This is a genomic window from Paenibacillus sp. UNC499MF, assembly GCF_900107975.1.
GTDB lineage: Bacteria > Bacillota > Bacilli > Paenibacillales > NBRC-103111 > Paenibacillus_F.
Map to the genome: position 1 here is coordinate 164,179 of NZ_FNVF01000001.1, position 25,049 is coordinate 189,227.

The 25,049-nt window shown below is 55.9% G+C and carries 32 protein-coding genes; 31 read left to right on the forward strand and 1 reads right to left on the reverse strand.

Annotated features, from left to right (window positions below):
- Positions 1-27 precede the first annotated feature (27 nt).
- The 11 genes from C4S74_RS00675 (at position 28) to C4S74_RS00725 (ending at position 6,213) form a co-directional block, all read left to right on the forward strand.
- Positions 28-204, forward strand: a complete 177-nt coding sequence (locus tag C4S74_RS00675; protein WP_231392012.1) for a YHYH domain-containing protein — start codon at positions 28-30, stop codon at positions 202-204.
- 113 nt (positions 205-317) lie between these two features.
- Positions 318-569, forward strand: coding sequence for a hypothetical protein (locus tag C4S74_RS00680; RefSeq protein WP_258042342.1), 252 nt, complete (start codon positions 318-320; stop codon positions 567-569).
- An 82-nt stretch (positions 570-651) separates the two neighbouring features.
- Positions 652-1,077, forward strand: coding sequence for a transporter (locus C4S74_RS00685; RefSeq protein WP_103993455.1), 426 nt, complete (start codon positions 652-654; stop codon positions 1,075-1,077).
- Positions 1,078-1,243: 166 nt separating this feature from the next.
- Positions 1,244-2,245, forward strand: a complete 1,002-nt coding sequence (locus C4S74_RS00690; RefSeq protein WP_103993456.1) for a phosphotransferase enzyme family protein — start codon at positions 1,244-1,246, stop codon at positions 2,243-2,245.
- Positions 2,246-2,313: 68 nt separating this feature from the next.
- Positions 2,314-2,823: a GNAT family N-acetyltransferase gene (locus tag C4S74_RS00695; protein ID WP_103993457.1), complete on the forward strand. Its 510-nt coding sequence runs from the start codon at positions 2,314-2,316 to the stop codon at positions 2,821-2,823.
- 11 nt (positions 2,824-2,834) lie between these two features.
- Entirely contained in the window at positions 2,835-3,314 is a 480-nt protein-coding gene (locus C4S74_RS00700; protein ID WP_103993458.1) for a GNAT family N-acetyltransferase, read from the forward strand.
- A gap of 36 nt (positions 3,315-3,350) precedes the next feature.
- Positions 3,351-3,833: a tetratricopeptide repeat protein gene (locus tag C4S74_RS00705; protein ID WP_103993459.1), complete on the forward strand. Its 483-nt coding sequence runs from the start codon at positions 3,351-3,353 to the stop codon at positions 3,831-3,833.
- Positions 3,834-3,883: 50 nt separating this feature from the next.
- Positions 3,884-4,087: a hypothetical protein gene (locus tag C4S74_RS00710; protein WP_103993460.1), complete on the forward strand. Its 204-nt coding sequence runs from the start codon at positions 3,884-3,886 to the stop codon at positions 4,085-4,087.
- 156 nt (positions 4,088-4,243) lie between these two features.
- Complete coding sequence (locus tag C4S74_RS00715) at positions 4,244-4,765, forward strand: DinB family protein (RefSeq protein ID WP_103993461.1); 522 nt, start codon at positions 4,244-4,246, stop codon at positions 4,763-4,765.
- 266 nt (positions 4,766-5,031) lie between these two features.
- Complete coding sequence (locus tag C4S74_RS00720; RefSeq protein ID WP_103993462.1) at positions 5,032-5,604, forward strand: histidine phosphatase family protein; 573 nt, start codon at positions 5,032-5,034, stop codon at positions 5,602-5,604.
- Positions 5,605-5,643: 39 nt separating this feature from the next.
- Positions 5,644-6,213, forward strand: coding sequence for a GNAT family N-acetyltransferase (locus tag C4S74_RS00725; RefSeq protein WP_103993463.1), 570 nt, complete (start codon positions 5,644-5,646; stop codon positions 6,211-6,213).
- Positions 6,214-6,469: 256 nt separating this feature from the next.
- Here the strand turns inward: C4S74_RS00725 and C4S74_RS00730 are convergent, their stop codons facing one another.
- Positions 6,470-7,309, reverse strand: a complete 840-nt coding sequence (locus tag C4S74_RS00730; protein WP_103993464.1) for an AraC family transcriptional regulator — start codon at positions 7,307-7,309, stop codon at positions 6,470-6,472.
- A gap of 228 nt (positions 7,310-7,537) precedes the next feature.
- Here C4S74_RS00730 and C4S74_RS00735 point away from each other — a divergent pair, with 228 nt between their 5' ends.
- The 20 genes from C4S74_RS00735 to C4S74_RS00830 all read left to right on the forward strand — a co-directional run bounded on the left by C4S74_RS00735 (position 7,538) and on the right by C4S74_RS00830 (position 25,018).
- A complete protein-coding gene (locus C4S74_RS00735; RefSeq protein ID WP_103993465.1) occupies positions 7,538-9,169 on the forward strand; it encodes an alkaline phosphatase in 1,632 nt (543 codons plus the stop codon).
- A gap of 231 nt (positions 9,170-9,400) precedes the next feature.
- Positions 9,401-9,730: a DUF962 domain-containing protein gene (locus C4S74_RS00740; protein WP_103993466.1), complete on the forward strand. Its 330-nt coding sequence runs from the start codon at positions 9,401-9,403 to the stop codon at positions 9,728-9,730.
- Positions 9,731-9,808: 78 nt separating this feature from the next.
- Positions 9,809-10,225, forward strand: a complete 417-nt coding sequence (locus C4S74_RS00745) for a GNAT family N-acetyltransferase (RefSeq protein ID WP_103993467.1) — start codon at positions 9,809-9,811, stop codon at positions 10,223-10,225.
- Positions 10,215-10,739, forward strand: a complete 525-nt coding sequence (locus C4S74_RS00750; protein ID WP_103993468.1) for a GrpB family protein — start codon at positions 10,215-10,217, stop codon at positions 10,737-10,739. Before C4S74_RS00745 ends, C4S74_RS00750 begins: the two co-directional genes overlap by 11 nt.
- A gap of 238 nt (positions 10,740-10,977) precedes the next feature.
- Positions 10,978-11,574, forward strand: a complete 597-nt coding sequence (locus C4S74_RS00755; RefSeq protein ID WP_103993469.1) for a DUF1572 family protein — start codon at positions 10,978-10,980, stop codon at positions 11,572-11,574.
- Positions 11,575-11,631: 57 nt separating this feature from the next.
- A complete protein-coding gene (locus C4S74_RS00760) occupies positions 11,632-12,408 on the forward strand; it encodes a GNAT family N-acetyltransferase (RefSeq protein ID WP_103993470.1) in 777 nt (258 codons plus the stop codon).
- A gap of 45 nt (positions 12,409-12,453) precedes the next feature.
- Positions 12,454-13,140: a DUF1361 domain-containing protein gene (locus C4S74_RS00765; protein WP_103993471.1), complete on the forward strand. Its 687-nt coding sequence runs from the start codon at positions 12,454-12,456 to the stop codon at positions 13,138-13,140.
- 48 nt (positions 13,141-13,188) lie between these two features.
- Complete coding sequence (locus C4S74_RS00770; protein ID WP_103993472.1) at positions 13,189-13,761, forward strand: hypothetical protein; 573 nt, start codon at positions 13,189-13,191, stop codon at positions 13,759-13,761.
- Between the two features lie 143 nt (positions 13,762-13,904).
- Positions 13,905-14,315 (forward strand): RidA family protein, encoded by a 411-nt coding sequence (locus tag C4S74_RS00775; protein ID WP_103993473.1) that lies wholly within the window; start codon positions 13,905-13,907, stop codon positions 14,313-14,315.
- A 107-nt stretch (positions 14,316-14,422) separates the two neighbouring features.
- A complete protein-coding gene (locus C4S74_RS00780; protein WP_103993474.1) occupies positions 14,423-14,872 on the forward strand; it encodes a hypothetical protein in 450 nt (149 codons plus the stop codon).
- 194 nt (positions 14,873-15,066) lie between these two features.
- Positions 15,067-15,561: a GNAT family N-acetyltransferase gene (locus C4S74_RS00785; protein ID WP_103993475.1), complete on the forward strand. Its 495-nt coding sequence runs from the start codon at positions 15,067-15,069 to the stop codon at positions 15,559-15,561.
- Positions 15,562-15,633: 72 nt separating this feature from the next.
- On the forward strand, positions 15,634-16,323 hold the full coding sequence (locus tag C4S74_RS00790; RefSeq protein WP_103993476.1) for a VOC family protein: 690 nt from the start codon (positions 15,634-15,636) through the stop codon (positions 16,321-16,323).
- A 156-nt stretch (positions 16,324-16,479) separates the two neighbouring features.
- A complete protein-coding gene (locus C4S74_RS00795) occupies positions 16,480-17,484 on the forward strand; it encodes a zinc-dependent alcohol dehydrogenase family protein (RefSeq protein ID WP_103993477.1) in 1,005 nt (334 codons plus the stop codon).
- A gap of 166 nt (positions 17,485-17,650) precedes the next feature.
- Positions 17,651-19,006, forward strand: a complete 1,356-nt coding sequence (locus C4S74_RS00800) for a TrkH family potassium uptake protein (RefSeq protein WP_103993478.1) — start codon at positions 17,651-17,653, stop codon at positions 19,004-19,006.
- A gap of 248 nt (positions 19,007-19,254) precedes the next feature.
- Entirely contained in the window at positions 19,255-20,205 is a 951-nt protein-coding gene (locus C4S74_RS00805; RefSeq protein ID WP_103993479.1) for an amidohydrolase family protein, read from the forward strand.
- The gene (locus C4S74_RS00810) at positions 20,202-21,575 is read left to right on the forward strand and encodes an extracellular solute-binding protein (protein ID WP_258042344.1); all 1,374 of its coding nucleotides are present in this window, start codon (positions 20,202-20,204) and stop codon (positions 21,573-21,575) included. Before C4S74_RS00805 ends, C4S74_RS00810 begins: the two co-directional genes overlap by 4 nt.
- Positions 21,572-22,441 (forward strand): carbohydrate ABC transporter permease, encoded by an 870-nt coding sequence (locus C4S74_RS00815; RefSeq protein WP_103993480.1) that lies wholly within the window; start codon positions 21,572-21,574, stop codon positions 22,439-22,441. Before C4S74_RS00810 ends, C4S74_RS00815 begins: the two co-directional genes overlap by 4 nt.
- Before the next feature lie 12 nt (positions 22,442-22,453).
- The gene (locus tag C4S74_RS00820; protein WP_103993481.1) at positions 22,454-23,359 is read left to right on the forward strand and encodes a carbohydrate ABC transporter permease; all 906 of its coding nucleotides are present in this window, start codon (positions 22,454-22,456) and stop codon (positions 23,357-23,359) included.
- Positions 23,360-23,539: 180 nt separating this feature from the next.
- Positions 23,540-23,830, forward strand: a complete 291-nt coding sequence (locus tag C4S74_RS00825; protein WP_103993482.1) for a hypothetical protein — start codon at positions 23,540-23,542, stop codon at positions 23,828-23,830.
- A gap of 201 nt (positions 23,831-24,031) precedes the next feature.
- Positions 24,032-25,018 carry a cation diffusion facilitator family transporter gene (locus tag C4S74_RS00830; protein WP_103993483.1) on the forward strand — a complete coding sequence of 329 codons (987 nt, stop codon included), beginning with the start codon at positions 24,032-24,034 and terminating at the stop codon, positions 25,016-25,018.
- The last annotated feature ends 31 nt before the right edge of the window (positions 25,019-25,049 follow it).

Sequence of the window (25,049 nt, forward strand, 5' to 3'; positions counted from 1 at the left end):
AAGCCCTTCGATTAGGGTATGCCCAAGGTGAGAACATTGAAAAAAACCGTTATTTTTATTGTCGCTATCGTGGTCGTTATGGCTACATCCGCTTCGGCTTACGCACATCCGGGAAGATTAGACAAAAACGGGGGCCACAACTGCTCCGCGAAATCCAAACAAAAAGGGTTATGCAGCGGGTATCACTACCACAAAAAGAAATAACAGGCTCATTGCGGAGACAAGATATTTTCCGTTAAGGCCAACCCTTCGTGAAGTAAACGACGAAAAATCAAACCAAACAAGCTGGTCCCTTATGGGGTCGGCTTGTTTGGCTTATGCCGCAGGACCGTCCGCGCTCTTTCACGGAATTGGGGCCCGAGCTTCCCGCGGGTTCTTATCAATCTCTCGGAAGCACGGGCTGCGCCTGCCTCGTTATTCCCGAGAAGGAAGCCGTCGCGGTCCGGATGTATAACCAAACAGGGCCGAATCCCGGCGGCTATAGCTATCTGGACGACATTCGAACGTTCGGCAGCACTGTGTACGGCTGCTTGAATGTTATCGACCTGGGGGCAGACCGGTCTCCGTAAATTTATCCGCATCCGCCCAGTCCCCGGCATCCGTCCCGGCATACAGTATAGGAGCCTACTTAAGGAAGAGGAGTGAAGCAGCATGGGATTTTTCTTCCCTCAAGGATCGTTTACACAGCCGCAAGGAAGTCAGGGGTTTCAAGGCGGCCAGGGGCCGTTCTTTCCGCCCGGAGGAGGACCGGGCCAAGGTTCGTTCTTCCCGTTTCCCGGTCAGGGACCGGGAACGCCTTCCCCTCCGGGATTTCCCGGAGGCAGCCCCGGCCAGCAGGCGCCGACGGCGCCTCCTCCGCAGTTCGAGCCGCAGGTGACTCCCTTTGCGGTTGATCCGGGTGCCATCTCCGGCTGCCTGTTCCGCAATACGTTCATCTGGCTGAACAACGGCAGCCGGTTCTGGTACTTCCCGACCTTTGTCGGCCGCACTTCGGTGTCCGGTTTCCGCTGGACGGGGTTCAGCTGGGTCTTCTTCGGAATCGATCTCCGGCGGATCAGCTCGTTCACCTGTTTCTAAAAACAGGCGTCCGGCTCTGACAGGCAAGTATAAATACGAAGGATATCCGAACTTTGCCTTTCGGATATCCTCTTTTTTATGATAAGGAAAGAGGAAGGCGCATGTGCATATCGAAGGTATATATGGAAGGGACATACAGAAGAACCGAGAGAAAGGGAGAACAGCCATGAATGAAAAGGGCCTCCTGTCCGGCATTCTGGCCGCTTATCCGGTCCGCGAGCCGTCCGTACAGTTTATCCGGCACAACGAAAACATGACTTACCGGGTAACCGACGGAACCACGGCGCAATCGTACCTGCTCCGGATACATAAACCGGTTACCGACAAGCTGTACGGGCTGCAGCATACCCGGGAAGGGCTGCATGCGGAAATGCAGTGGCTGGCCGATCTTGGCGCCGGTACGGGAATGCGCGTGCAGAAACCGGTCGCAAGCCATACGGGCGAATGGGTAACGTCCGTAAACCTTAGCGGGGAATCGGGGTCGCAATCCGGTGTTTTTTGTACTCTCCTCGAATGGATCGAAGGCCGGGATGTCGGCCATGGCGAATCTTTTTCGCGGGAGAGGGTGAGAGAGCTTGGCCGGCAGCTCGGTATCATGCACATGTTCTCGCAAACCTACGCCGGGGCTGCCGAATTGAATAGACCCCGCTACGCGGATGTGGAACAGAACGAGGAGATGCTCGCACGAATCCGTTCGGGGCTGTCCATGGGTCTTTTCAGCGAAAAGGACCTGGAGATCGTCGGCCTGACTTTTACGCGCATAGCGGACAAGCTCGAACGGCACAGCCGCTCGGGCAGTACTTGGGGGCTGATCCATGCCGATATCAATAAAGGCAATCTGATCGCGACGGAGCATGGCTTTTCGTTCATCGATTTCTGCCTGTTCGGGCACGGGTATTACGGATATGATCTGGCAGGCTGCGCGCTCACCGTGAAAGCGGAATCGAGGGATTCCGTGCTGGAGGGGTACTCGCTTATCCGTCCAGGTGCCGCCGGGGAGCGGCTGGATCTGCTGGAGGGATTTATGCTCCTGTCGATTTTCGGTTTTTATTCGTTCCACATACATAATCCCGATAAGCATCCGTGGATGAAAGAAAGGATGCCTGCTTTCTGCAAAAATTACTGCGTGCCTTTTCTTGAGGACCGTAGCCTTTTTTATACCTTGTAGAGAAAACGGAAATACGCATGCATCATGCCAAAAATATAAGGCCGGAGGCCACAAGGAGGTTAACGACTATGACCCATGGAGTGACGATTCATGAACTGGAATCGATGGACACGGGTATGCTGAACGATTTGACGGAGCTGCTGATCCGGGTAGTGGAGGATGGGGCTTCGATCGGATTTTTGCCGCCGGTAAGCTGGGAGGATGCGAACACTTACTGGAAAAAGGTGATAGAGCCGGGCGTATTGGCCTGGAACGCCGTATGCGACGGCAAAATTGTCGGCACCGTCCAGCTTCACCTGGCGATGAAAAGAAACGCCACACACCGGGCGGAAGTCGTCAAGCTGATGGTTCATCCCGAATACCGGAGAAAGGGCATCGCTCATATGCTGATGCAGGCTTTGGAGGAAACGGCAGCGGAGGAGGGAAGGTCGCTTCTGGTGCTGGATACCCGTGAAGGAGACGCATCCAACAAGCTGTACAAGTCATTCGGGTATGTGGAGGCGGGCCGCATCCCGCATTTCGCCAAATCGTCCGACGGGAGTCTGCATACGACGATCTTTTATTACAAGCTGATCTAGGAGAGAGGTATATGACCGAACCTGATGCTTTTGTAACCAACAACGGGGACGTTATCTACCGAAAAGCGGTGGTCCGGGATGCTCCGGGAATGGCCCGGCTGTCCGTTCAGCTTGGCTATCCCGCCAGTGAGGACCGGCTTGCGGAGAGGCTGGGATATATCCTGACCCTGCACGATCACGTCATACTTACTGCGGAATATGAAGGAGAGGTCATCGGCTGGATTCACGCCCATGCCCGCTGCTTGCTGGAATCCGAGCCTTTCGCCGAAATCGCCGGACTAGTCGTGGAGCGGAAATTCAGGGGGCAGGGAATCGGGCGGACCCTCGTAAAACGATGCGGGGAATGGACAAGCTCCGCCGCACTCGGCAAGCTGCGCGTCAGGATGAACGTAAACCGGCAGAACGCGGTTTCGTTCTATGAGCAGATGGGATTCGAGCCGGTCAAAACCCAGCGCGTTTTCGATAAAAGCATCCGGCCCCGGCTGAGATAACGGGTTGATGCAAACCGTAACCGGAGGAAGAGGATCATGACAAAGCTGGAAGAAGCCATTCGGCTGAGAGAATCGGGACGGCATGAGGAAGCACGGGCTTTACTGCTGGAACTTGTCAGGGAGGAGCCGCATGTTCCTTCCAACTGGTACCAGTGCGCCTGGATTCATGACGCCATGGAGCTGGAAAAGGAGGCCGCGCCTTTCTACGAGAAAGCGCTGGAGCTGGGCCTGGCGGATGAAGAGAGACGGGGCGCCTGGCTCGGTCTGGGCAGCACGTACCGGACGTTGGGCGAGTATGAGTCGGCCCGGACATGTTTTCTTCAGGCGATCCGGGAATATCCGGAAGCCCGGGAATTTCAGGTTTTTTATGCGATGACGCTGTACAACCTGGGCGAACATGCGAAAGCTATGGAGCTGGTGCTCCGGCAGTTGGGCGAAACGAGCGGAGACGAAGGAATCGCTTCTTACAAAAAAGCCATTCTTTTTTATGCCGACAAATTAGATGGGATCTGGAAGTGAAACGCGGATTGCCAAATGGAAGGCTCAAATAGCGGAAAGGAGATGGCAGCTTGACGAACAACGTTATCAATACCGTTCTTGTTGTCGTGCTGGCTATCGTTTCTTTTTTTACCGGGGAAGTCGTAACGTTCATTATGCTCGGGTTTATTCTGATGAGTCTGATCACGATTACGGCCTATCTGCGTAAAATCTACGAGCCGCTGAATCGTATGGCTTCGGAGAAAGACCGGCCGCCCGGTCCTCCCGAGCAATAAAAGGGCGAGCAGTTAGACCGAACCGTTTTGCGGAATTACAGGCCACAGCGAAACAAATGCCGCAGATTTGCGTACGATCCTAGTACGGGGATGAGGGAACCGGCTTCCGATTTGTCAACCATTTGACCGGGCCGGAGTACATAAAGGAGTGAGTCCATGCTTACAAAACCGCTGCAACAAGAATATCCCGCTTATTACGAAGCGTACGTTAAGCTGGTTCAGGAAGGGAATCTCGCCGAGATTCTGGTCGAACAGCTTCAAGCCACGACTGAACTGGTGCAGTCCCTTACGGAAGAAACGGGTGATTACAAATACGCTCCGGGCAAGTGGAGCATCAAAGAAGTATTGGGCCATGTGGCCGATACGGAACGGATCATGGCCTACCGCATGCTCTGCATCGCGAGAGGAGACCGGACGCCGCTCCCGGGTTATGACGAGAATGAGTATGTGGCGGGGGCGTCTTTTGGGGAAAGCGGCCTGTCCGACATTCTGAAGGATTATTCCGCCGTTCGCTGTTCCACGCTCACCTTGCTGCGGGGCATTACGGAAGAAGCCTGGCTCCGGACCGGAACGGCCAATAACGGCCTCATATCCGCGAGAGCGCTCGCCGCGATCATAGCCGGGCACGAGCGGCATCATATCCGGATTATTCACGAGAGATACCTGCGGGCCGAGTAAGACGATTTACGGCGGATTATTTTATCCGGATCGCACGACCGGAAACACTTCCAGACGCAAAGACCGGACGACAAAACCTAAGACACGGCAGGTTTTTCGTCTTTTTTACTCCCGGCTGTCCGAAGAGCGGAGGAGCTTAACGGATATACGCGGAAGCCTGCGCCGGGAAGCGGCAAGGCAAGCCTTCTTCAGCGACCCCGAGGTGGCGAAGACATGGCTGGTCCGGGAAGGATAGTTTTTTTGAACCATGAAAGGAAGCGGTACACATGACGACAATCGGATTTATAAGGCACGGCAGTACGCATTGGAACAAAGAAGGAAGAGCGCAGGGAAGCTCGGATATTCCGCTCGATGAAGACGGACTGACTGACGCGGAAAAGCTGGCACAGCGGATCGGGTCGGAGAAGTGGGACTACATATATTCGAGTCATTTACTCCGCGCCAAACAGACGGCGGACAAGATCGGCGGCTGTGCCGGGATTCCGGTGTGGAGCGACGAAAGAATCCGTGAAGCCGGCGGCGGGGAAATCGAGGGCACAACCGAGCAGGAACGTATCACAAAGTGGGGTGCGGGCTGGAGAGAGCTTGATTTGGGCATAGAAAAGCCGGAAAGCGTCATAGCCCGGGGAAGCTCTTTTCTGGATGAGGTTTTGAGCAGGCACAAGGGGAAAAGGATACTGATCGTCAGCCACGGCTCCTTTATCCGGACGATGCTGAAACATTTGCTGCCCGATTCCGAATACGACGGACATTTATCGAACACATCGGTCACGACTCTGGTTCTGGATGACCGGGACTGGACCTGCGGATTGTACAACTGCACCAAGCATCTGGAATAGAAGAGGGCAAGAAGCGATGGAAACGGAAAGGGTGGAGGCATGAATATTTTAGTTAAGCCGCTCGACAGCGAGGAGCTTAAAGCGATCTGGATGCAGGCTTTCGGCAAGCACGGGCTGCACCGGGAGGCCGCCTACTACGATCAATGTCTTCATGAGAATGTGCTGGGTACCCGTGTCACCCTTCTCGCTTTCGTGGAAGAGACGCTGGTCGGCTGCGGCCACTTGAAGGTGGAATCGGAGTATGCGTATTTCCGGGAGGGGCGGATTCCGGAAATCAATGATTTGAATGTTTTTCCCGACTATCGCCGCAACGGAATCGGTAACAAGCTGCTGGAACAGTTCGAGGCGCTGGCAAGCGAAGATTTCCACCGGATCGGGCTGGGAGTCGGACTTTACAAAGACTACGGGGCGGCGCAGAGGATTTACTGCCGGAGAGGCTACGTTCCGGACGGCAACGGCCTCATGTCGGGCAACCGGGAGGCAGCCGCCGGAGAGACGGTGCGCGTGGACGATGATCTCCTCCTGTATCTGATCAAAGACCTGCGGCTGGATTCGTTTTATAATTTGCACGCGGGGAAGGCGGAAAGCCAGCCTTTCTTGAATCACTGATCCGTTCTGTAAAAACGGTCCGCCCGTCGCCGCATGACGCCGACTTCCGGCCCGCCATCAGCCAATAGTTGGTGCCTCGGCCTCCAGTGTGTAACAGTCCCTACCGGGGTTTTCGGCGGACTATTGGCCGTGACCGGCCGTACCCGCCGTGATCGCCCGTACCCGCCGTGACCGCCCGGAAGCGGCGCACTGTGTCCGCGCGGGCCACCCCCCATCCGCCGTTATCCCGGCGGATTATTTGCGTTCCGCTCGCTCCTCACGGCTGCCTGCGGCGGTAACGGACGGGGGAGCAGCCGGTTATCTGCTTGAAGGTCCGCCCGAAATGGGTCAGGCTGTCGAACCCGACGCGCTCGCAGATTTCGAGCACCTTCCAGCTGGTCTCCCTGAGCAGGACACATGCTTTTTTGATCCGGACGTTATTGATGTATTCGATTGCGGTATAGCCGGTCACTTCCTTAAAAGTGCGGCTGAGATGGGAAGGGCTGATTGCGAACGTGTGCGAGAGATCTTCCAGCGTAAGCCGCTCATAAAAGCGGTTGTTTATGTACTCCACAAGGGCGTAAATTTTTTTGTGGGTGGGCGATGCACCGTTCCCGGCCTGCTCCCCCTCCGCTGCGCGCACCTTGCGGTTCATAAACAGCAGCAGCTCCATCAGCAGCACCTTCTGATACTGCTCGAACCCGATCTGCTTGCGGACGCCTTCGTGGAGCATTTTATGAAAAAGCTCCTCCGTAAACGTCTGCTCATATCCGGAAAGGTTGACGGCATGAAAGTCCGCAGAGAAAAAGGACAGAAGCTCCCCGCCGTCTTGCAGACGGAAAAAATCGTGAAGAAACTCCTCTTTGAAAAGCAGCGTAACGCGCTCGAAGACGGCGTCGCCCGCGTTGACCAGCTGATGCGGCACGTTGGCGTTGATGAACAGAAGTACGCCGCCTACGACCTGGTATGTTTTGTCCCCGATAAAGTAATACAATTGACCGGATACGAGATACATCATTTCGAAAGCGTCGTGGGTATGGCGCGACGGCATACTCGTGTAAGCGAGCTCCTTGCGGCTGATATGCAGAGAATCGCAGTCATAGCAGACGTTTTTCAATTGAACTCCTCCTCGCCTCGTGGGTGTCCTATCCAGTGTAGCGCGTCCTCCGGCATCTTTTTAACCCCTTCGGCCCAAATCACATAAAAAAACAAAAAAGGCAGCAAAAAAAGAACAGCAAAATAAGGTGGCTTTTTCTCTCTACTGGAGGATATGTGCAGAAAACGAAAAGTTATTCGCTTATAATGAAGGGGTGATATTTCTACATAACGGTTTAGGAGGTAAAAAATGGTTAAAAAAATGTTCAGTATGCTGTTATCTTCTGCTCTGGTGTGCGGCAGTCTGGGAGCCGGTACGGGACACGCCCAGTCAGACCTCGCTTTGCCGGCGGAGAAGAAGGAAGTCAAAAACGTGATTTTGTTTATTACGGACGGAATGAGCTTGTCGGACGTAAATTTGACGAGGTGGGTGCAGGGCGGCAAACCGTTGGAAATGGACGCTTATTTCAAAGGACTCGTCCGGACGTACGCGTCGGATTCGCTGACGACGGATTCGGCCGCGGGCGCGTCCGCTTACGCAACCGGCCATAAAGTGAAGAGCGAGACGGTATCGATCACGCCGGACAAGGTCACGATGCCGTTCATCGACAAGCGGAGCGAACAGGAAGCGGCCAAGCCTCTGCCGACTCTCCTGGAAGCGGCCCGCCTGAAGGGCAAGGGAACGGGGCTTGTCTTCACATGCGAGCTCACGGACGCTACGCCGGCGGTCTTCGCCAGCCATGCCGAAAGCCGGGACAACGCCCATTCCATCGCGGAGCAGATGGTGTACAGCGGCGTGGATCTTGTGCTGGGAGGCGGATCGGGCTATCTCGTGCCGGGCGATGATGAAATCAACCGCAAGGACGGGGAAGATCTCACGAAAGTGCTGAAAGCAAACGGCTACGAATATGCAACGAGCCGGATCGATCTGCTCAGTTCGCAGACGAACAAGATCTGGGGCCTTTTTAACGAGGGGGCGCTGGACGCCGATCTGGACCTGGACCCGCAGAAGCAGCCTACCTTGGCGGAAATGACGACAATCGCGGCGAACAAGCTTTCTTCCAACGAGAACGGGTTCTTCCTGATGGTAGAAGCGAGCCAGATCGACTGGTTCGGACACGACAACGATCCGGTAGGCATCGTCACCGAGACGCAGGCCTTCGATCGTGCGCTGAAAGCGGCGATCGATTTTGCCAAAAAAGACGGGAACACCGCGGTTATCTCCGTGTCCGACCATGCCACGGGCGGAGTTAATATGACGAACTATGACACGATGAAGGATCTTCAGCCTGTCTTTACGAAAGCCAAGCGCACGAGCTACGGGCTGGAGGGCCGAATTAACGAATCCAACTACAAGAAGATGCTGGAGGAGGAATACGGACTCTCCGATCTGACGAAGGAAGAAGAGGAAGCCGTCAAAAAAGGGCTGAAAGATAATCTTTCCCCGGTGATCGGAAGCATACTGGGAGAGCGGGCGGGCGTTTCGTTCTCCACGGGGGACCATACCTCGGAAGAGGTCGGCCTGTTCGCTTATCATCCGAACAACTTCCTTCCGACGGATTACGCCAAGAGCGGCGTCGTCGAGAACACGGACGTCGGCAAATACCTTCAGCTGATCCTGGGGCTGGACCTGCCCGCGCTGGAAAACACCCTTTTCCTTCCGGCCAGTGACCTGGAGGCCAAAGGCGCCAAAGTCAGCCTGGACAAATCGGATAAGGAAAACCCGGTCGTCGTGGTGACGAAAGGAACGAAGACGATCAAACTCCCGGTAGACAAAAACACCGCCCTGTCGGACGGCAAGACGATCAAGCTGAGCACGCCGACCCTGCTGATCAAAAATAAAATTTGGGTGTCCAAGGACGCGGCGGCTTTGCTTCAATAACGGTTTGCCGAACTTTCTGGGTCAAATCTTATCCGCCAATCTTTTGTTGAAAATGAAATCCGCACCCGCTGCGGATTTTTCTTTTTGCCTCTCCAATTTATGCGGGGGAAGGCCGAAAGCGGATAGGCTGCAAAGGAAAATATACCTAACGGGACCGTTCAATGGTAAAGTAGAAACACAGGGAGAGGGAGCGGCAGCGGAGGAACCTAGTGTAGCGGGGATGATCACGGGATGAGCATTGAGCGCATTAAACGGGATTTGAAAGTATATTTGGAGGAGCACCGGAATCCGGTAAACCGGACGCTGCATTATTTCGCGTTCCTGGCGGCATTTCTGGCCTGGATTTTTGTGTGGTTCGACATCCGGCTCACTTTGGCGTTTGCCGTTCTCCATTATGTGTTAGCCTGGACGGGACACTTTTACTTCGAAGGCAACAAGCCGGCGTCTTTCCGTTATCCGCTGGTCGGTTTTTACGCGGGGTTTCTCTGGTTTTTTCTGAGGACGGCGGAAGTGCTGACACGAACCGATCTTGTCGGCGCGTGGGTGAGGGATCGCGAATGAGCATGGGACATCGGAATAGAGCTTCTTCAAGAACACGGCGAATGACAGCAGCCGGGCGGCCGGTATAGGAGTGAAAATATGAACATTGTGTATTCGGACGAACTTCCTTCGGGTGAAGCGGTATATGACCTGTATAATCAATTCGGCTGGAACGAATTTCTTAAGCTGTCCGCACGGCAGCTTCACGATACGATGCGGGGCAGCTGGTATGTGGCGAACGCTTATGATGGGGGCCGCCTGATCGGCACGGGCAGAGTCGTATCGGACGGCGTGATGAACGCGTTTATATGCGGCCTCGTCGTTCATCCGGACTATCAGAAGCAGGGAATCGGAAGCGAGCTGATGAAGCGTCTTATGAACCGGTGCGGCAACCGTCAATTACATATGGAGCTATTTTGCGCGGCCCCGGAAATCGGTTATTATGAAAAGTTCGGTTTCGAGGTGTTTGCCAGCGGCATGAAATACAGAAAGGAGGATGGTGCCGGTGACGAATAAAACGAAAGAAGTCCGCATCGTTCCTTATGATCCGGGGTGGAAAATCGCTTTTGAGAGCATAAGAGCTGAACTCGAAAAGCATATCGGCGATCTCGTTCTCGCCATCGAACATGTCGGCAGTACGTCGATAAAAGGCTTGGGAGCCAAACCGGTCATAGACATTGATGTCGTGATGGACAGCTACGAAGTGTTTCCCGCCATTGTGGAGCGTCTGGGAAAAGCGGGCTTCCGCCATGAAGGCAACCTCGGCGTGGAAGGCAGGGAGGCGTTCAAACGGGCGTACGAGGACGGCTTTATGGCGTATCATCTCTACGTATGTCCCAAGGACGGGCGCGGATATCTGGAGCATATCGCTTTTCGCGATTATTTGCGTGCCCATCCGGATACCCGTAAGGCTTATCAGCGTCTTAAGGAAGATTTGGCGGCCGAATTCCGGTATGATAGAGATACTTACTGTGAGAGAAAAACCGGGTTTGTGGGGGACATTTTAAGCAAGACCCTCTATAAGGTTTGAACCGGAGGGGCATCGGCGGCATCCAGGGAACCGGCGGAGGAAGACCGGGAAGCGGAAGGCTGACGAGACGACGGAAACATCGGAAGAGGTTGCCCGTCTCTTATTTGGGGTATAGCTGTTCTTAGGTTTACGCTTCGTTTGCCGGGGATGGTTACGACTCCGGGGATCTTCGCGATCCTTCCGGTCGTTCCGGCTTTCCGGGCAGCGTCGAAAAAAATAAATAACCGGGGTGACCGAAATGAGTGCGAATCTGACTTATCTGGAAAGTGTCCGCAAACAGTTTCTCTATTACAAAACACTCGGAGAGAAAGCGATGGACCAGTTAGAGCCGGAGCAGTTGTTTACGGCTTACGACGAAGATACGAACAGCATTGCAACGATAGTGGCTCATCTGGGCGGGAATATGCTGTCCCGCTGGACCGATTTTCTTACGACGGACGGCGAAAAAGACTGGCGCGACCGCGACGCCGAATTCGGGCACAGTCTCTCGGACAAAGCGCAGCTTCTGGCGAAGTGGAACGAAGGGTGGAACTGCTTATTCCATGCGCTGGATTCCTTGAATCCCGACCAGCTGGAGCAGATTATCTACATCCGCAACGAAGGGCATACCGTTATCGAAGCCATTAACCGGCAGCTGGCCCACTATCCTTACCATGTCGGGCAAATCGTTTATGCGGCCAAGCTGCTCAAAAAAGAAGAATGGAACAGCCTGTCCATTCCGAGAAACAAATCCGCTCAATTCAACAGCGAAAAATTCGCCAAAGAGAAATCCGTCCGCAATTTTACCGACGAAGAAATGAAAAAGTTGTCTGACGGCACGGACAGCATGCAGTAAGACGGCTCCGGCAGCCGGAGCGGCATCAAGACGGACACAGACGGGAGAATGCAAGGCATGTACACGATGACACAAGTAAACGCCGCCATCAGGCCGCATCTGACGAAGCTGTTTGAAGAGGTCCGGCGGGTGGACGTCTGTATAGACAGCGTGCTGGAGGGCCAGTCCGGCGGAGAGATTCAAATCTTCGTCGATTCCTTGACGGAGCCTTCGAGCGTACAGATCAATCAGGGGAGCTTCGCCTATTTCGCCGGCGATTCTGCCGGTACTTCCGCCAAAGAGTGGCTGGAGGAGCTTCCCGCCCACTGTTACATAATGCCTTCGTCCCCCGGATGGGTGGAGAGGGCCAAGAGCATCCACGGCGGCAGGCTGATCCGCGGCGAGCGGTACATGTTTTCCCCGGAGGCGCTGCAGCCCGGCCTTTTGAAGGAGCTGACGGAGCATCCGGATTACAAAGTGGAGAAGATAACGCTGGAGCTGGCCCGGGATATGATCCGCGACCCTCTCCAGCATTATCACTTCGTAAATTACGACACGGCGGAGCAATTTATGGAAACCGGGTTCGGCTACTGCATACGTGCGGAAGATGAAATCGCGGCCGCCTGCACGACCGCGATGGTATGCCGTACCGGGGTGGAAATCGGCATTATGACACACCCCGGCTACCGGAAATTCGGTCTGGCGACCCGCGTTGCCGCGGCTTTCCTGCTTCACTGCCTGGAGCATGATCTGTATCCTAGCTGGGATGCGGCAAATTTGAAATCCAAGGGGCTTGCGGAGAAGTTGGGTCTAGTCTACGCCGGGCCTTACGAGGTTTTCTCCCTGGAGGATTAGAGGCCGCTGGCGCCGCCGCCTGCCCCCGCGGAAGAAGGAGCATGAATGATAAACCTGTCTGCGTGGAGATCGGCCGCGTTTCTGGCGGCTTTGTCGGCACTTACGCTGCTGGTCTATTCCGTTTTCCGGAACAAGACGTATTACGATTTTTTGACGTGGAATTTATTTCTCGCCTGGGTCCCGTTTGTTTTTTCCTTTATCGCTTACGAGACCGGACGCCGGGTACGGAGCCGGATGGGAGCCGTCATCATCGTCGTTCTGGGGGCATGCTGGCTGCTGTTTTATCCGAATTCCCCTTATATCGTAACGGACCTGGTTCATTTAACGGCGATGAAGGGGCTCTATGCCTCCGATCAAGGAACGTTTGCGTTCCGGTATTGGTACGATCTGCTCGTGGTCGTCTTATTCGCGTGGAACGGGCTGCTGCTCTGCGTGTTTTCCCTGTATCAGGTCCATTCGCTTATGAGGCTTGCGGCGGGACCCCTGCTTGGCTGGGTCTTTGCGGCTGGGGCGGCGCTGCTGGGCGGATACGGCGTACTGCTGGGCAGGGTGTACCGGCTTAACAGCTGGGACGTCTTGACGGACATTCACCTCATAAGACAGATCGCTCAGGAGAGCCTGCATGCGCGGGGACTGCTTTTCAGCCTGTTGTTCGGTTTTATGATCGGGATTGTTTATGTTTCGTTTTATTTTGCGATTCATCAAGCGGGCCGGGCGGGACAACGCGCCTAAGAGATTTTGCAGGCGGTTAATTCCGATCGGAGAGGAGGAGAACGATTCATGCTATTTTCCAAAAAAGATCCGGCCGATCCCAGGACGGACTTCGAGCGGGATCTGCTTGTTCAGGCCAGGAAGCTGATTCCCGGAGACCCGCCTGCGCCCTGGCGGCTGCAGACGGTTATCGACGCTGCGGGCGTGACGGCGGGCGGCTGGGACGGAGGCGGCCGGATCGTCCTGATCAGCGGGAGCGGCTGCAGCGTCACGGATGCTTTAACCGGGCAGCGGCTTGTCAGAGAACGCGACGCGGAGAAAACCGAGCGGCGTCTCACGGCCGGCGGGTTAAGATTTACCGTGCCGGATACCGGCGAAGAGATAGGCGTCTTCGGGCTGGACGGGGGAGACGGTATCGGGATGAACGCGGACGGCTGGCGGCTGGAGGTCATTTATCCGTGGTGGCCGAGGGCTTCCGTGATTATGGAGAACGTTTTCTCCAGGGAGTACCGGTATTTGGCCGGGGCCGTTATGCTTGAAATTCCGCGGCTCGACGGCTGGCTGAAGGCGGGTTTTTCTCCGTCCGGCGAGGCGTTTATGGTGCTCGGATCGGGCGGAGCGGCCGTTTTTGCCAAGCGTTGAACGCCGGTCTTTCGTAAGGATGAGAAACCGTGAACGCCGCGATTTTTGTAACGCAAAAAGGGCAGGCCTGAAGATCAGCGGCCGCAGCGCCCGGTAGAATAAAGGACGGCAATCAGATATATCGGAGAGGAAGAGAGAAATTCATGACCAAAAGAAAAAATATCTCATCCGGTTCGCCGTGGGAGCCTGTTGTCGGATACAGCAGGGCGGTACGGGTCGGCAATATCGTGGAAGTGGCGGGAACGACCGCCATGCAGGACGGGAAAGTCGTAGGCGCGGGAGACGCTTACGCCCAGACGAAATGCGCACTGGGCATTATCGAAGACGCGCTTAACCGGGCGGGGGCCCAACTTGCCGACGTCGTAAGGACGCGCATGTTCGTGACCGATATCGGCCGTTGGGAAGAAATCGGCAAAGCCCACGGGGAATTTTTCAAGGACATTCGTCCGGCATCCACGATGGTGGAAGTCCGGGCGTTGATCGATCCCGGGCTGCTGGTGGAGATTGAAGTTCAGGCCATCGTGAAGGAAACTTCTTCCGGGTTCGGCGATTGACCGCCTCCGGGCCTCCTCTCAGGGGGCCTTTTTTAGTTGCAGAGCGGATAGAGGCGTATGGTATAATCAGGAAAATAACGGCTGTGCGGCAAAAGGAATGAACCTGAGTGAACCTTTTTCTCAAATTGAACGGAATCAGTGCGGGATATGCGTTCATCTGTCTCGTATTCGGACAATGTCTGCTTTACGGAATGAGCGTCGTCAAGCCTCTGGGTTTGTCCCACTCCGCTTCGTCGAAGATTGTAGTCGGAGGTGCGTTCTTTTTAGCCGGTCTGCTCACCTTGCTGTGTATGCGGATGACCAAGAATTGGATGCAAGGGCGCATGCTTGCCTTCTGGGCGGTGGTTCTGTGGTTTCCTTACTGGATTTTGTTCAGCGCTGTTATGGAAGCTTTGTTTCCGGGAGAGGATCATGCTTACGTGGTTTACGTGATGACTCTAATATTAACGCCTTTTTACCCGATTTTCACGGCTACAGCGATCGGAATCAGCGCCCTGTGGCATGAATCGGCTGAAAAAAAAGCGACCCGGCGTGAAGCCGAAAACGACGTTTCGTAAAGCTGAAGCTGTCACCACGGATGACTGCGTTCCCGGCGGTTGTCGGAACGGACCGGTCGACCGGTCGTCTATGAACCTTGAAATACGGCCGAACAGAGCTCTTGCACCTGTATTGCTCAAGACATTTTCTTTGTATAATACCGGGTCTTCACTTGCCGAGGGCGTAAATTTACGATTAACGGGGGTATTTATTAATGATCCGACTTTGTACCGAACATGACATCCGTGATATTTACGACATTATTAACGATGCGGCCGCCGCTTACAAAGGCATTATACCGGCCGACCGGTTTCACGAGCCTTACATGACGATGGAGGAGCTGCAAAACGAAATCCGGAACGGTGTGGTGTTCTGGGGGTACGAGGACGATGGGCGTCTTATCGGGGTGATGGGCATCCAGGACAAAGGCGACGTTTCCCTCATCCGGCATGCCTATGTGAGGACTGACCAGCGCAAAGGCGGCATCGGCAGCCGGCTGCTGGCTCATTTGACGGACCTGACGGAGAAACCGTTCCTGATCGGTACGTGGGCGGACGCTTCGTGGGCCATCGCTTTTTATCTCAAAAACGGCTTCGTTCTCGTTCCCGAGGAAGAGAAGGAGCACCTGCTGCGCACGTACTGGACCATACCGGACCGTCAGATCGAAACGTCCGTCGTACTGGGAGACCGCAGGCGCAAAGCGGTTTAGACCGCCTGTGAAACACTCGTGACCGACGAATCTTGCCGACCTCTCAATTTTTCATTTTAAGGAGCTGACATCATGGAAATTTTGGAGCTTACTCTCTACGCTTCGAATATAACGGAATTAAAACAATTTTACGGAGAGCGGCTGGGACTTCCCGTCACCGAAGACAACGGCGCCTCCTTTTTCTTCCGGGCGGGGATCACGAACGTGACGTTTATCCATGCGGCTGAGGCCGGCGATAACTTCTATCACTTCGCTTTCAACATTCCGGAGAACAAAATCGAAGAAGCGGCCGGCTGGCTCGGGGAAAGGGTTGAACTGCTCAGCCAGGAGGGAACGCCAATCGTTCATTTCGAGAGCTGGAACGCCCACGCCGTCTATTTCAAAGACCCCGCCGGCAATATCGTCGAGCTGATCGCGCGGCATAATTTGAGGAATGCGTCGCAGAAACCGTTCAGCGAGGAAGATATTATGAGCGTCAGCGAAATCGGAATGCCGGTAGACGATGTATCCGCCGCTTTGCGGGCTTTGAAACGGGAGGCGGGCCTGGAGCCCTGGATGACACCCGGTGACACGTTCGCGCCGGTCGGCGACGAGCACGGGCTTTTTATCGTGGTGAAAAAAGGCCGGGTCTGGTTTGCGGGCGAAAGAAACTCTTATCCCTACCCGCTGGCCGTCCGGACGGACAGAGGTCAGGTACGCCTGGACGCGCAGGAAGGGATCTCGTTCGGAGAGCCCGGGGGGAACACGCAGGAAAGGCCATAACAAGGCGCGGAAGCCGCGGGATGACCGGTACCGGCATGCGGCGGACCAAACGTGCGCACGGGGCAGAAGCCCTGTGCGCACGTTTGCCGCAGGTCCGCTCACCGTACGCCGCCCTTAGCCGCGCTGCGGAAAATTGACATCACAGGAGAGAACAGCGTGCTGAACAAAAGCGTCTATTACAGCCGGTTCGGCCCGCCGGCAGAAGTGCTGGAGATCCGCAGCGCCCCTGCCGTGCCGCCGGGGCCCGGCGAGATCCGGGTGCGGATGCTGGCCCGGCCCATCAACCCCTCGGATCTGATTCCCGTGCGTGGAGCCTATGCTCACCGGATCGCGCTCCCCGCCGTACCCGGCTATGAAGGCGTGGGCATCGTCGAGGAGACGGGCCCTTCCGTTCCGGCGGGGCTTCTCGGCGGACGCGTGCTCCCGCTGCGGGGCGAGGGGACTTGGCAGGAATCCGTCCTCGCGCCCGCCGGGCTGGCCATCCCGGTTCCGGCGGACATTCCCGACGAGACGGCCGTCCAGCTCTATATCAACCCCGTCACCGCCTGGGCGGTATGCGAGACGCTTCGCCTGGGATACGGCGATACGCTCGTCGTCAACGCCTGCGGCTCGGCGATCGGCCGGGTATTCGCGCAGCTGGCGGGGGTTTTCAACTATGAGCTGATTGCGGTTACCCGCAGCGGGGCTCATACGGAGGAGCTGCTGCGTCTCGGCGCGTCTCATGTCATCAGCACGGGCGCTACGCCGCTTCGCGAAGAGGTGCTGTCCCGGACCGGCGGCCTGGGTGCGACCGCGGCCGTGGACAGCATAGGCGGCCCGGACGGGGCCGCTCTCGCCGGCTGCGTGAGACCCGGCGGCACCGTGTTCAGCCTCGGGCTGCTGTCCGGGGTGCCGGTGGACTGGGCGCAGATGTCCCGGCTGTACCGGGTGGACGCGCGGCCGTTCTGGCTCCGGCACTGGATCCGCCATGCTTCCGCCGAGAAGTGGCGGGGGACGTTCGAGGAGATCATGGAGCTTGTCGGCGACGGCAGATTGAGCCTGATGCAGATCGCCGCCCGCTGCGGGCTGGACGACGTTCATGCCGCCGTGGCGGCTTTCGAGTCCGGTCTGCCCGGGAAGATCTTGCTGACCGGGGTCGGGGATGAAGGCTTGCGCGGATAGAGTGATAGAATCGGTCCGCAACTACATAGGAGTCAGGAGAAAAAGGCCGATGAGCCCGTAGAGGGCCCCCCTTCATCTCGGGAAAGTTCACCTGTTCATGGTGGCTTTCCTTTTCTTTTTTGGGTAGGATAGAAGGGAATGTGTCAGTGAGAAGGAGATTAGAAACATGGGTAAAAAACGAAGGATTCTGATCCGTTTTACGCCGCCGCAAACTTTGGCGCTCGGAATCCTGGCTATTATTTTAATAGGATCGGTGCTGCTTTCGCTGCCTGCCGCCTCCGCCTCCGGGGAGCCGATCTCTTATTTGGACGCTTTTTTTATGGCGACTTCGGCGGCTTGTGTGACGGGGCTGTCCGTGCTGAACGCGGGCGTGCATTTCTCTTTGTTCGGCCAGATCGTCATCCTTATGCTGGTGCAGACAGGCGGGCTGGGGTTTATGACGATGGCCACTTTAATCGCGCTTGTGCTGCGCAAGCGGATCACCCTCAAGGAGCGGCTGCTTCTGCAGGAAGCGATGAATCAAGGGTCCGTGGAGGGCATTGTGCGGCTGATCCGCAAGGTGCTGACTTACGCGCTTGCCATCGAGCTGGCGGGGGCATTCCTTCTGACCGTGCGCTGGGCGTTCGACATGCCGCTCGGACAAGCTGTTTACTTTGGCGTTTTTCATAGTATATCCATCTTCAATAACGCGGGGTTCGATTTGTTCAGCAGCCTGCCCGGCGCCCAGGGAAGCTTGATGGCGTATGTCAACGATCCTTACGTGAATATTGTGGTTATCGGACTTATGATTCTCGGAGGCATCGGCTTTATCGTCATAGCGGACGTGCTCGAATTCAAGCGGACCCGGCAGCTCACGCTCCATTCCAAGGTAGTGCTTTCGGCAACGGGACTGCTCATTCTGCTCGGTTCCCTCGTGATCTTCATCTTCGAGTATACGAACCCGCTTACCATGCAGCCGCTCAGCCTGCCGGGCAAAGTCTTCGCCGCCTTCTTCCAGTCGGCGACGACCCGGTCGACGGGCATGAACACGATCGATATCGAATCGTTTCGCCAGGCAACCCAGTTCTTTGTAATTATTCTCATGTTTATCGGAGCGGCGCCGGGTTCGGCGGGCGGAGGGATCAAAATTACGACGTTCGCGATTCTCATCGGTGCGGTCGTTACGATGGTCCGGGGCAAGGAGGATATCGTATTTTTCCGCAAAAGACTCCCGGAGGAACGCATTTATAAGGCGACGACGCTGACGCTGATGTCTCTTATTCTGGTCGTAACGGGAACGATGATTCTTTCGGTCCTGCAGGACGGGCCTTTTATCAAAATCCTGTTCGAGGTCACGTCGGCTTTCGGTACGGCCGGCATCTCTCTGGGGCTGACGCCTGACCTTACCCCGCCCAGCAAAATTCTGATGTCGCTCCTGATGTTTGTCGGCCGGCTGGGCCCGCTGACGCTTGCCTATGCGCTGACGCCGAAAGGGACGAAAGAGCTGTACCGGTACCCGGAAGGAAAAATTACAATCGGGTAAGAGGCCGCGTCTCCGCCTGAAACTGAAAAAAGGGTTTGACAGTTTTTCGGCGGCGTTTTATAATTCCTAGTATTCCAATTGGATAAAAGAATACCTTGTTGACCAGACCACTGGAGACACTATTTCGTTTAACGCGGATAGTGTCTTTTTTATTTGCCGGGCACCTGTCCTGACGGGTTAATGCGAGTTCCGGGCGGGACGCATGAGGGCCTGGCGATGGAAGCGGAGCAGCAGGAGGAGGAACGGACATGTTCAAAGACGGGTTCAAAGTCTTCGATATTCACGGGCACCTGCCTTACGCGCAGCAGTTTGTCAAACACGATGAAGTGATCGACGGCGCGCAGGCCAGACGGGCAGAGCGCATGCGGCTCACTTGGGATTTTCCGTCCGGACCGGACACCGGGCCGGGTGCGGAGCGGCCGGTTATCGACCGCTGGGCCGACGAGCTTGACAAGCACGGAATCGGGGGATTGAATTTTCTTACGGCGCGGGGAAACGACGATTTAAGAGAGCAAATTTCCAAGTATCCCGGCAAATTTACGGGCTTCGCCCATCATTCCATCGAAGCGCCGGACGCGGTGGAAGAGCTGCAGAGAGCCGTAGACGAGCTTGGGCTCAGAGGGTACAAATTGTTCGGCCCGCTTATTCAGACATCGCTCGACGATCCGTCGCTGAGGCCCGTCTGGAGTTTTCTGGCGGAGCGCAAGCTGCCCGTACTGATCCATTTCGGATTATTGGGACATACGGGCGGCATCGTGCAGCACCGGAACATCAATCCCTTGGCCATTTTTAACGTGGCCCGGGAATTTACGGATATTCCGATCCTTATTCCGCACTTCGGAGCGGGGTACTACCAGGAGCTGCTGCACCTGTGCTGGGGATGCCCGAATGTGCTCGTCGACACGTCCGGTTCCAACCAGTGGATGCGGTGGACGCCCTACGACCTGACGCTGGAAACCTTGTTCCGCAAAACCGTAGAGCTGATCGGTCCCGAACGCGTCGTATACGGATCGGATTCCAGCGGTTTTCCCCGCGGGTACGTGTACCGCTATTTGCAGGACCAGGTCCGTGTATGCAGGGAACTTCGTTTCAGCGAAACGGACATCCGGAGCATTTTCGGCAATAACGCGAGAAGGCTGCTCCGTATAACGGAAACAGCCGCAGGCGTTCAAGAATCTAAAGGAGTGGAAATCCTATGAGCCAAAGGATCACAGGCCAGAGAAGAAACGACAAGCCGCGAAACGGAATTTTTCGTCTTGCGGCATTAACGCTGGCCGCCGCGCTGAGCGCGGGATTGGCAGCCGGCTGCTCGGGAAGCGGCTCGAAGGACGCTTCGGGGCGGCAATCCGGTGGCGCGGAGCAGGAAGGGAAAGTGACGATCGAGTATTGGCAGTACCAGTATCCGGTCAAGGTGGAACTCATTAATTCGCTTATTCAAGAATTCGAGAAGACTCATCCGAACATTACCGTCAAACAAACCAATTTTCCTTACGACCAGTATAACGAAAAAGTGGCCACGCTGATTCCGGCCGGCAAAGGACCGGATGTAATCAACCTGTACTACGGCTGGCTTCCGAAGTATACGGCCTCCGGCTATTTGCAGCCTTTGCCGAAGGAATCGTTCCCTGATTCGAAGATCAAAGAAGAATTTTTCCCATTCGTTGAAGCGGCCAAAATCGGCGGCAGCTACTACGCCATTCCGACGGCCGTCCGGACGCTGGGTTTGTATTACAACAAGGATCTGTTTGCCCAAGGAGGCCTGGACCCGGCCAAACCTCCCGCGACTTGGGAAGAGCTCGTGGATTATTCGAAAAAACTGACCCGGAAAGACGCCAAAGGCGAATTTATCGTCGAAGGCATGGCCTGGCAGCCGAATTCCCAGCTGCACCACTGGTACCGGGATGCGCTTGTCTATCAGGCCGGAGGCAAGGATATCAGCGAAGACCGCAAGCGCGTCCTGTGGAACGAAACTCCCGCGGGGCTTGAAGCGTTCCGGTATCTGCTCGATTTTGCCACCTTACATAAAGTCGGAACGAAGGATTTTTACAACGATGATATCACGGCATTCAAAGGAGGCCACGCGGCGATGAATATCGACGGCTCGTTTCAGCTCGGGGGAATCAAGAAAGACGCGCCGAATCTGAATTTCGCCGTGGCTCCGCTGCCCGCTTACAAAGGCAAAGCCACCCAGGCTTCTTTCTGGGCCAACGGAATCACCAAAAACGCCAAAGGCAAGAAGCTGGAGGCGGCAACCGAGTTTCTCAAGTTTTTGACGAGCAAGGAAGTGCAGGAGCAGTGGGTGGAAAAAGTCGGCGAGCTGCCGGCATCGAAGGCCGTCGCCCTTCAGGATAAATACGCCAAGGACGAGAAGCTCGGTCCGTTCATCCGCCAGCTCGGCGACGCTAACGCCCATTTCTTCGTGGACGAAAAGCTGGAGCGGGACTATTTCGTCCAGGCCGCGGACAGCGTCGTGCTGAACAAGGTTCCCGTCGAGAAAGCTTTCGAGGAGCTTGTGGCGAAAACCCAGAAGCTCTACGACGACTATTGGGCGAAGCAGGCTAAAAAATGAAGCGGCAGCGGCTCTTATTCGTCTATGCCTGCTTACTCGTTCCGCTGCTGTTTTTCATCGGTGTCCGGATCATTCCCATCGTGTATTCCTTTCTGGTCGGTTTCCGCGAATGGGATCTGCTGTCGGAGGAGAAGCCGTTCGTCGGTTTCTCCAATTATCTGGCTTTGTACCACGACCCAGTGTTCCTGATTTCGCTTAAAAACACCGCTCTTTACGTCCTGATCGGGGTACCCGGACAGCTTGCGGCAGGACTTGCCGTTGCTCTGCTTCTTCAGCGGATTATCCGGTTCAAAGGTTTTTTCCGGACGGTTTACTTCCTGCCCTACGTCACCAGCGTCGTTGCGGTAAGCTGGGTGTTCCGCTGGATTTTTATGAAGAACGGCGTCGTCAACGGCCTTTTGCTCAAAATGGGTCTGCCGTCCCAGCTGTTTCTGGGCTCGCCGGACCAGGCTATTTTTATCGTCACCGCCGCTATGATCTGGCAGAACCTCGGCTTTCAAATGCTGATTTTCCTGACAGGTCTGGAAAGTATCCCGAAACAATACGAGGAAGCGGCCGCCATTGATGGAGCGGGCGCATGGCAGCGATTCGTTCATATCACGCTTCCCCTGTTGAATCCGGTCCTGCTGTTTTCCGTCATTATCGCGAGTATTTCGTATTTGCAGTCTTTCACCCAGATTTTGAACATGACGTCGGGGGGCGGGCCGCTTAACTCCACGAAATCAGTGGCGGTTTATATTTACGAGCTGGCCTTCAAGCAGTTCAATATGGGCCAGGCGGGCGCGGCGACCGTCGTCCTGTTCCTCCTTATTCTTCTCTTATCGCTGCTGCAGCTCAAAACGCTAAACCGCGAAGTCGAATCTTAAAGGAGGACGGCCATGAATAAATATGATTGGGCTGCGGAGCATGCGGGAATCCGGAGGCGGGACGGCGGCAAGACCGTCAGGAGCACTGCCCGGAACGGCATCCGTATCCGCCCGTCCGCCTTTCCGGCCTATTTCCTGCTGGGCTCAGGTGCGGCCGTCATGGTGTTCCCCTTTCTGTGGATGATCGCCACCACGCTGAAAACGCCGCAGGATGTGTTTTCGCTGAGCCTGATTCCCCCGGAGGCGACCTTGGACAATATCCGGACGCTTTTCACGGAGACGCTGTATACGACCTGGATCGTCAACAGTCTGATCGTGGCCGTCATTACGACGGTCTCCGTCTGCTTTTTCGATACCGTGGTCGGATACATTCTGGCGAAATTCACGTTTCCGGGTAAAACCGTCATTTTCGTCGGAATTCTGAGCACGCTGATGGTTCCGACGGAAATGTTGATCATCCCGTGGTATCTGCTTGCGGCCAAGCTGGAGCTGGTCGATACGTACCTGGGTATTCTTTTTCCGGGCCTCATTTCCGCGTTCGGCATTTTTCTCATGAAGCAGTTCATGGAATCCGTCCCGCGCGATCTGCTCGACGCGGCCCGCATCGACGGCATGGGCGAGTGGGGCATCCTGCTCCGGGTGGTCGTTCCGCTGGTCAAGCCGGCGCTGGCAACGCTGTGCATTTTAACGTTTCTGGGCAGCTGGAACGCGTTTATCTGGCCCCTGATCGTTACGCAAACGCCGGAACAGCTGACGATTCCCGTCGGGCTCGCGTTCTTTTCCAGCGAATCGGGCGACAGCGGGAACTGGACGCTAATCATGGCCGGAGCGGCTGTTTCGATTCTGCCTCTCCTTGCGGTATTTCTGCTGTTTCAGAAGCAGATTATCCGCGGCATCGCCATGACCGGTTTCAAATAAGCCGGGTAAGGGAAAGGGCGTGCGAAGCGGGCAGCCGGCGGCGTATGACCGCCGTCGTATGAAGCCGGGAACACACGCCGGGAGCTTCGACCGGGAGTAGCATTTTCCGCAGCCGGGAACCCTATCTCCGGGAACCTTTTCCGCGGGGACAGCGACGACGATGACAAGGAGGAATGCGCATTGAACAGGCAGACCGAAAGTAACGGGCAGGCGGACACGGCGGCAAAATCCGGGCCGGGAGCCGAAGGCTTGACGGACACCCGGGGCGGCGAAATCCGGCAGTCCGCTTTTGAAGATGTGACGACAGGCGGCAAGTCCGCCGACGACACGATACCGCTGAAAATTTTCGAGGATGTCAGCGCCCACGACCGGTTCGGGCTGCGGGCCGACGATTCGGCGGCCGACGACGAAGTGGATCTGGACCCGTCGGGAGCGATCCAGTCCAAGGAAAGACAGAACGTCTGGAGCTGACCGGCCGGACGCAGGTTATCCCCTTTCTGCTGCACGGCTGCCGGCAAGGTCCACTTGCCCGCAGCCTGCCAAACGAAAGGGGATTTTTTTCGTTTGGCAATGAAACCGCTATTAGCCGTCCCGCGTAAGGGTGATTTGGCGGAATGGTTTCGTGGTAACCTATCCCTAACTATCTTTTTACTTAGGAGGATTCATTTTCTTATGAGCCCGGATGCTGAACGCACGAATTGGTTGGACCTGATCAAGAAAGGAAATATGTCTTCGGCTACGGCGGCCCTCGGGAATACGATTATTGCGATCGTAAAAGGAGTTGCGGCCTCGCTGACGGGGAGCGGCGCTATGTTCGCGTCTACGATGCACTCCATTGCGGACGCCGTTAACCAGATGTTCGTGTTTACGGGCAGCGTGCTAGCGGAGAAAAAGGCGACCCGTCGCTTTCCGACGGGCTTCGGCCGCGTCATCAACATCTTCTGCATGATCGCGGTACTCGTCGTCACTTTCATGGCCTATGAAACGATAAGAGAAGGGCTGCACCTGCTGCAGCATCCGGCCGAATCCCACGGATTTTGGCTGAATGTTTCGGTTCTCGTCCTGTCCATCGTGATTGACGGCTACGTGCTGTACAAAGCAATGAAGGAAGTTATCAAAGAATCCAGGGCGGAAGCGTCCGGCTTCGGAATCGTCAAAGCCTCCTTCAAGCACGTGAAACGTGCGGCGCCTCCAACGCGGCTCGTCTTCTACGAAGATCTCGTTGCGACAACGGGAGCTCTGCTCGCCCTCATTGCGGTGGTCGTTACCTCGCTTACGAATTTCAGCGCCCTTGACGGGTTGATGACGATTTTGATCGGTTTGCTGATGATATTCGTCGCGTTCCGCGTCGGTTACGACAATATGGTCGGCCTCATCGGCGTATCCGCGCCTCCGGACGTGGAGGACAAGGTATCCGGAATTATTTTTTCCGAGACGCTTGTGACGGACATTTATCAGCTGCGTGTTCTTCAGGAAGGCCGCTACTACCATGTGGAAGGCTTGATCGAGCTGAAACCGGGTCTCACGCTCGCCGAAGCGGATGATGTCAAATTCCGCGTGCGGGACAAGCTGCTTGGAGATCCCGATATCGCGGACGTGACGCTCGGGATTCTCGAAGACAACGGGGTGAAGGACTGGGTGCCCGCGGCCAACAGATAACGCCTTCCAACTCCTTAACTTTTTATGCCGT